This is a genomic window from Corallococcus sp. 4LFB (assembly GCF_046520365.1).
Taxonomy (GTDB): domain Bacteria; phylum Myxococcota; class Myxococcia; order Myxococcales; family Myxococcaceae; genus Corallococcus; species Corallococcus caeni.
In genome coordinates this window covers 1-5,870 of record NZ_JBKGHJ010000495.1, presented here as the reverse complement: position 1 = coordinate 5,870, position 5,870 = coordinate 1, and the positions used below count along the sequence as shown (strand labels likewise).

The 5,870-nt window shown below is 71.2% G+C and carries 6 protein-coding genes; all 6 read right to left on the bottom strand.

Features of this window, described 5'->3' with window-relative positions:
• The coding region (tssB, locus tag ACLEQD_RS35010) for a type VI secretion system contractile sheath small subunit (RefSeq protein ID WP_410390081.1) at positions 1-575 on the bottom strand (575 nt) is incomplete at its 3' end.
• Between the two features lie 135 nt (positions 576-710).
• On the bottom strand, positions 711-1,175 hold the full coding sequence (locus tag ACLEQD_RS35005; protein WP_410390080.1) for a hypothetical protein: 465 nt from the start codon (positions 1,173-1,175) through the stop codon (positions 711-713).
• Between the two features lie 436 nt (positions 1,176-1,611).
• Positions 1,612-2,718: a type VI secretion system protein IglI family protein gene (locus ACLEQD_RS35000; protein WP_410390078.1), complete on the bottom strand. Its 1,107-nt coding sequence runs from the start codon at positions 2,716-2,718 to the stop codon at positions 1,612-1,614.
• Complete coding sequence (locus ACLEQD_RS34995) at positions 2,711-3,097, bottom strand: DUF4280 domain-containing protein (RefSeq protein ID WP_410390076.1); 387 nt, start codon at positions 3,095-3,097, stop codon at positions 2,711-2,713. The genes ACLEQD_RS35000 and ACLEQD_RS34995 overlap by 8 nt, the downstream gene beginning before the upstream one ends.
• Before the next feature lie 13 nt (positions 3,098-3,110).
• Complete coding sequence (locus ACLEQD_RS34990) at positions 3,111-4,826, bottom strand: long-chain fatty acid--CoA ligase (RefSeq protein WP_410390074.1); 1,716 nt, start codon at positions 4,824-4,826, stop codon at positions 3,111-3,113.
• 6 nt (positions 4,827-4,832) lie between these two features.
• Positions 4,833-5,720 carry a hypothetical protein gene (locus ACLEQD_RS34985; protein ID WP_410390072.1) on the bottom strand — a complete coding sequence of 296 codons (888 nt, stop codon included), beginning with the start codon at positions 5,718-5,720 and terminating at the stop codon, positions 4,833-4,835.
• Positions 5,721-5,870: the final 150 nt, after the last annotated feature.

Below are 5,870 nucleotides of genomic sequence, written 5' to 3'. Positions count from 1 at the left end.
GGCACCCGTGGCGGGCTTGGTGGCGGCGGCGGCCCCGGCGGCGGCGCGTCCGTCTTCGCGGCCTCGCCGGAGGGCAGGCGCATGGTCTCGTAGCCCTTCAGCTCGTTGAGCAGCTCCTTGAGCGCGTCCGGCTTGGAGAACAGCTCGTAGAGCTCGCGGCGCAGGTCCTTGCGGTTGTCGATGTTCGACTGCATCTCCACGAGGAGCGTCTTCAGGAGCAGCAGCGCCTTGAGCTTCGGCACGTGCTTGACGATCTCATCCGGGTGGAAGGACTTCATCCGGTCGATGGGGAGCGTGACGCTCAGCTCCTCCTCCACGTCCGGGTTGATGCGGTTGGCGACCTGGAACCTGGCGGACATCTTCATGTCCTTCATCAGCTCGTCCAGGTTGCGGCCATCCACGGAGCGCAGCTTGCGCGTCTCCAGGTCCGTCTTGCGGTCCTCGGAGGTGCCCAGCGAGTAGTCGCCCATCACCAGCAGGCGCAGCGGCAGGTTCACCGTCTCCTGCTCGCCGTTGATGGTGGTGCGGTACGTGAGGGTGATGCGGGATTTGGGCAACTGGTCCTGAATGGCCACGGTGACTCCCTGACAATCGCAGTGCGCTTCTTCCCCCCGTACTACTGGAGCCGCCCCGGGAGTACGCCCTGCCGAGTGAACATTTACAGCCTAGGCGCGATCAGGAATTCCCGTCAACCAGCCGACATGACAGGTCTAGCGGGGTTCGGATGATCGCAATTGTGCGGTGTCCCCCGAAAACAGGAGGACCTCCTGGGTCTGTTCCGGGCCTCCTACCAGGGGCTCGTAGCCCAGATGGCTGCCGTCCTGGAGCCGGGCGAAGCTGCTCTGATCCCGCAGGCACAGGACGACGGTGAGGGCGAGCGGCGTCTCCGCGAGGCTCGGGAGGATGCGGGTGTTGAGGCGCCGGCGGGCCTCCACGGCCCAGGGGATGCCGGTGCCGGAGTGCGGCTCGTTGAGGAACAGCCGCACCTCCACGCCGCCGGTGGGGACGGTGGCGAAGCCGCCCACCGCGCTGCCGTCCCCGAGCGCGGCGGCGCCCAGGCGGATGCCCTTGGCCTCGATGCGCTGGCGGCGCGTCTCGCGGCGCACCAGCACCTCCGCCTCCGGGAAGACCTTCGCGAAGAGCCAGTGCAGGCTGCTGGGGCACGCGAGGCGCAACAGGCGCAGCCGGTGGGAGGTGTTGTGCTCCCAGCCGGGCAGCAGGGCTTCGTCGCGGTCCGGGAACTGCCCGCGAAGCGCGTCCGCAGCAGCAGGTGGTCGAAGTAACCCAGGAAGTCCGCCATCGTGTCCTGCTCCAGGCGGTCCATGGCCTGGAAGAGGAAGGACGGCAGCGGCGTCTGGACGCTGAGCAGGCCCAGGTTGACGGTGATGACCACGCGCTTGCGCGGCTGACGGGTGAACTCGATGGCGTGCACCAGGTGCGGCTGGTGCACGGTGCTGCGGTGGCTGCGGAACTCCACCTCCGCCTCGCCGTAGCCCTCCTTGGCGAGCAGGTCCAGGAGCGCCGGCACGTCGAAGCCGCGGATGCGCTCGGTGATGCGCTCCTCGACGGTGAGCTTGCGGCCCGGCTGTTCGCGCTCCAGTGGCATGGGGGTTATTCGTCGTACTCGGAGCCGCCGCCGCGGCCCTGGCCCTGGCGCTGCTGGGCGACGAGGAACGCGTCCAGGTCCACGCGGTAGAGCTGATCCATGGCGCGGAAGGACAGCGTCTCCGTGTTGTGCAGCATGGGCTCGATGGACTCCGCGTGCTGCGCGAGGCCGTTGAAGAAGCCGGAGAAGAGCTGCGGCAGGTACACGCGCGGGTCGAACCGCTCCACGGTGGCGAGCACGTCCACGGCGATGACGCTCGCCTTGCCGTAGTCCTCGCGCTCCACCAGCGCTTCAAAGGCAGACAGCTTGCGCACCAGCTGCGCGAGCGCGGGCGACATGGGCACGCTGGGGCCGGCGTCCGGAGCGGCGTCCTGGGCCCTGGCGCGGGCGGCCTTCTTCACGCGCGCGGGGCGGGCCTCCTCTTCCTCCTCCCCGTCGTCGTCCTCTTCCTCCTCGTCGTCGTCCTCGTCGTCGTCCGGGCCCGCGGCGGCGGCGAGCTCGGCCTGCTGGGGCTCCTCCGGCGGGGGCAGGAAGGGCACGCCCTGGGCGTGGGAGCGCAGCGCGCCGAGCAGCGTGCGCATGGCGTCCATGCAGGCGGGCTTCTGGAGGATGGCGAGCGCGGCGATGAGCGGGTCGCCCAGGGTCAGGGCCTCTTCCATGGGCTCGCGGTTGCCGGGCGCGCACCAGGCCTGCCACTGCGCGTCCTTGAGGCGCGTGTGGTGCTCCAGGTGCTTGCCCATCATCTTGAGCAGCCAGCGCAGGCCGGTGTCCGCGAAGACGAGCTTCTTCTCCATGGGGCCGAAGAAGTCCCAGTTCTCCGTCAGCGTCCGCTTTAGGGAGCGGAACAGGACGGGCAGCGCCTTCATGCCGTCCGCGAAGAAGTGGCCGAAGAGGTACGGCCCCACGAGGCGCACGTCGCGCACGCCCTCGCGCAGGAGCACCGCGGCGGCGCGGGCGGCGTCCGCGTACTCGCTCTTGGCGACCAGGCCGGTGATGGCCTCCAGGCGCGGATCCGGGCCCTCGGACTCGTCCAGCGGCACGGGGGCGCTGGAGAACTCCGTGTCGAGCAGCGTGAAGTCGACGGGTTCCACCACCAGCGCCGGGCTACCCATCGATGGCCACCATCTGTCCGGGGGAGACGACCTGGATGACGCCGCCGTAGCTGCACATGCACTTGGAGTTGCTCTCCAGCGCCGGCATGTTGCCGATGAGCACCTTGGGGCACCCGGGCACCCAGGGGGCCGCGGTGGCGGGGATGCAGGGCATGGGGGTCAGGACCCCGAGGGCCGCCGCGGTGGCCGCCGCCACCATCGGGTTCGCCAGCGAGTTGCACATGCCGAAGGGCAGGATGTTCAACAGCGGCTTGTTGTCCATGATGTTCGCCGCAGGCGTCGTGGCCATCACCCGGTTCACGGGAAGGACCATCAGCGACGAGGGCGCCACCCCGAAGCTGCATTGGAGCATTGCTCCCATCACGACCTGGACACCCATGTGCCGCTCCTTTTCACCGCGCTGGCGACGGGACATCTTCGCCCGAAGCGGCAGCGCTTTCCAGCAGACGTCCCCTGAGGGCGGTGAGGGCCTGGAACATCGGGTCCTTCGCCTTGCGGTGCAGCGCGCCGGTGAAGAACTGCGAGGCGCACCACGCGTCGTCGACCGCGCCCTTCACCCGGTGGGGAAAGAGCGCAAAGAACTCGATGCGGTCGGGTAGGAAGTCCCCGCCCAGGAGCATCTCGATGCGCCGGTTGAGCTCCTGCTCGCCGGACGGGGGAGCAGGCGTGGCCCCGGTGAAGGCCAGGAGGATGAAGCGGGCATGGCTGGCGAGGCCGCCCGTGGACACCGGCACCACGCTGGTGCCCGCGAGGAACGGCACGTCCTCCAGCGCGGCGGTGACCTCCTTCGCGGAGTAGGCGCGGCCGTCGTGCCGGAAGCCCTGCGTGCCCCCGTAGTGGTAGCGCTGGCGGATCCGCGCGAGCAGGACGTGGCCCGGCGGGCGGTCCTTGTCCGGCAGGAGCGTGAAGACGCCCACGTCCGAGGGAGCCCCCTGCCCGCTCTCGTTCGGATCCTTCAGCGTCCACGCGCGGCCCGGGACGGGGAAGACGTCCGTGTGCACGTCCGTCGTCGCCTCCGTCACGCCGCGCGACGACACCAGCACCGCGCCGCCGGCCGAGGCGTCGATGAGGATGTTGGAGGACGGCACGGCCTGGAGGCCGCATTGCTTCACCCAGGTGCGCCACGCCTGGGCGTCGTAGGGCTCCTCCGGGTTGCGGAACCAGTGCTGCACGTTGCGCAGGGATGCCCGGTGGCGCAGGAGCAGGTCGCGCAGCTTCGGCGTGACGCCCAGGGCGCGCAGCGGGTGCTCCAGGAGCGGGGCCGGGTTGAGCGCCAGGTCCGCCATCTCCAGGTGCAGGTAGGTGGCGCCGCGCAGCAGCGTGGCGAAGAGGAGCGCCGGCAGGTGCTGGAGCACCGGGAAGTCCGGCGCCGCGAGCAGGTCCCCCGGCGCCAGGCCGAAGGTGAGCATCCCGTCGCCGATGGCGCCCTTCCACGCGTTCTCCGCGGTGAGGGGCACGGGCGTGTGCGGCGGATCCACCAGCGGCGAGAAGAGCAGCCCCACCACGTCCGTGGGCTTGTACGTGTGGGACGTGAAGCCCGGCGCTCCCCTCCCCTGGCTCTTGAGCAGGAGCGGTTCGTGGCCCTTGAGGAGCGGGAGCTGGTGGGGCTCGGCGGCGATGAAGTCCGGCTTCAGGGCGTCCAGCCGGGTGGCCATGGCGCGCGGGCCCATGGGCGGCAGGAGCGTGAAGCAGCCTCCCAGCTTCAGCGTGGCCAGGAGCGACACGAGCAGCTCCTGCCCCACGCCGTGCACCAGGCACACCTTCGCGCCCGGCGCGACGCCCTGATCCGCCCACTCGCTGGCGCGGCGCGAGGCCAGGTCGTGCAGCGTGCGGTAGCCCACGGCCTGCCAGCCCTGGATGCGCGCGTGCGTGCGGAACGCGGGGCGCTCCAGCGCGACGTGGCGCACGATGAGGTCGTGGAAGAAGTCGTACTGCTGGCCCGGGCGGCTCTTGGGCGGCGGGGCACCCCGGCCCGCGTGGGCCTCCGCGAGCGCGGCGGCGAACCCGTCCGGATCCTCCCAGCTCTCCTGCCACCACTTCGGGGCCCCGGACTCCGGGGCGAAGCCGGCTTCCAGCTGCCGGAGGATGTCCTTCACGTCGAAAGGCATGGGTGTCTAGCGCGAGGGAAAGTCGAAGCCGACCTTCACCATGAAGCGGACCTTGGAGCGCACGTTGCTGTCCGGGGCGTAGTCGATGGGGGTCGCCCCGCGCTTCGCTGGCGTCTGCTGTGGCTTCGCGCGTTCGATGGACGTGGGCACGACGGCGCGCACCAGCGGGTGGCGGGCCTGGAGCGGCGGCACGTGCATGTCCACGTCGCGGCCGAAGAGCCACGCGCCGCAGCGCCAGAGGACGTCGTGGCGCCGGATGAGCAGCGTCCAGAAGCGGTCGCGCGTCTCCGTGGCCTCGAAGAGCAGCGGCGAGCTCCCGGTGTCGCGGCCTTCGCCCGGGGCCGCGAGCAGGGCGCGCAGCTGCTGCGCGACGCGCTCCACCTCGTTCACGTCCTCGGGCGTGACGGGCGAGCGGCCGGCGAGCTTCGCCTCGTGCTGGCGGAACAGCGCGATGAGCCCCAGGCAGTCCCCCACCACGTCGCGGTGGCCCTCCGCGTGGGCGGCCGTCACGTCGCCAGCGGAGAGGAACGAGGCCTCCGCGAGCGCCTCCGCCGTCTTCAACAGCTTGCGGCGCAGCTGCTGCGCACGGTCGAAGAGGGTTCCGAAGGAGCTGGCCCGCATGTCGCGCTGGACGCGCAGCGCGGCGAAGGCCAGGCCCTGGGCGAGGAGCGGCAGGTCGCGCAGCTCGGCCACGTTCACGCCGGGGAGCGTGGCGACCTCCGCCTCGCGGGCCAGCACGCTGTCCACGCCGCGCTTCGTGTTGTGGAAGGCGAGCGCGATGTTGGAGCGGCACTCCTCCACGGCGCCTTCGAGGGCTCGCGCGGGGGCCAGGAACACGTCATAGCCTGGCTCGGAGCCAAGGGCTTCCAGCTCGGCGATGTCGTCGGGCCCCAATCCCGCTGTCGCGTGCTGGCCTCCAGCCATGCCGGGCAGGATAGCGGGCAGCTCCGGGCGTCACAACCTGGCGCCCTGCCCTGCCTGCCCGCGGGCCTGCCGGGTCGCCCGGGCGGAGGCCGACCGGCGGGGATGCGCGGCGCGCCGGCC

Coding starts and splice junctions, on each gene's coding strand:
- ACLEQD_RS34990 (WP_410390074.1), bottom strand. CDS start 4,826: ATGCCTTTCGACGTGAAGGACATCCTCCGGCAGCTGGAAGCCGGCTTC.
- ACLEQD_RS34995 (WP_410390076.1), bottom strand. CDS start 3,097: ATGGGTGTCCAGGTCGTGATGGGAGCAATGCTCCAATGCAGCTTCGGG.
- ACLEQD_RS35000 (WP_410390078.1), bottom strand. CDS start 2,718: ATGGGTAGCCCGGCGCTGGTGGTGGAACCCGTCGACTTCACGCTGCTC.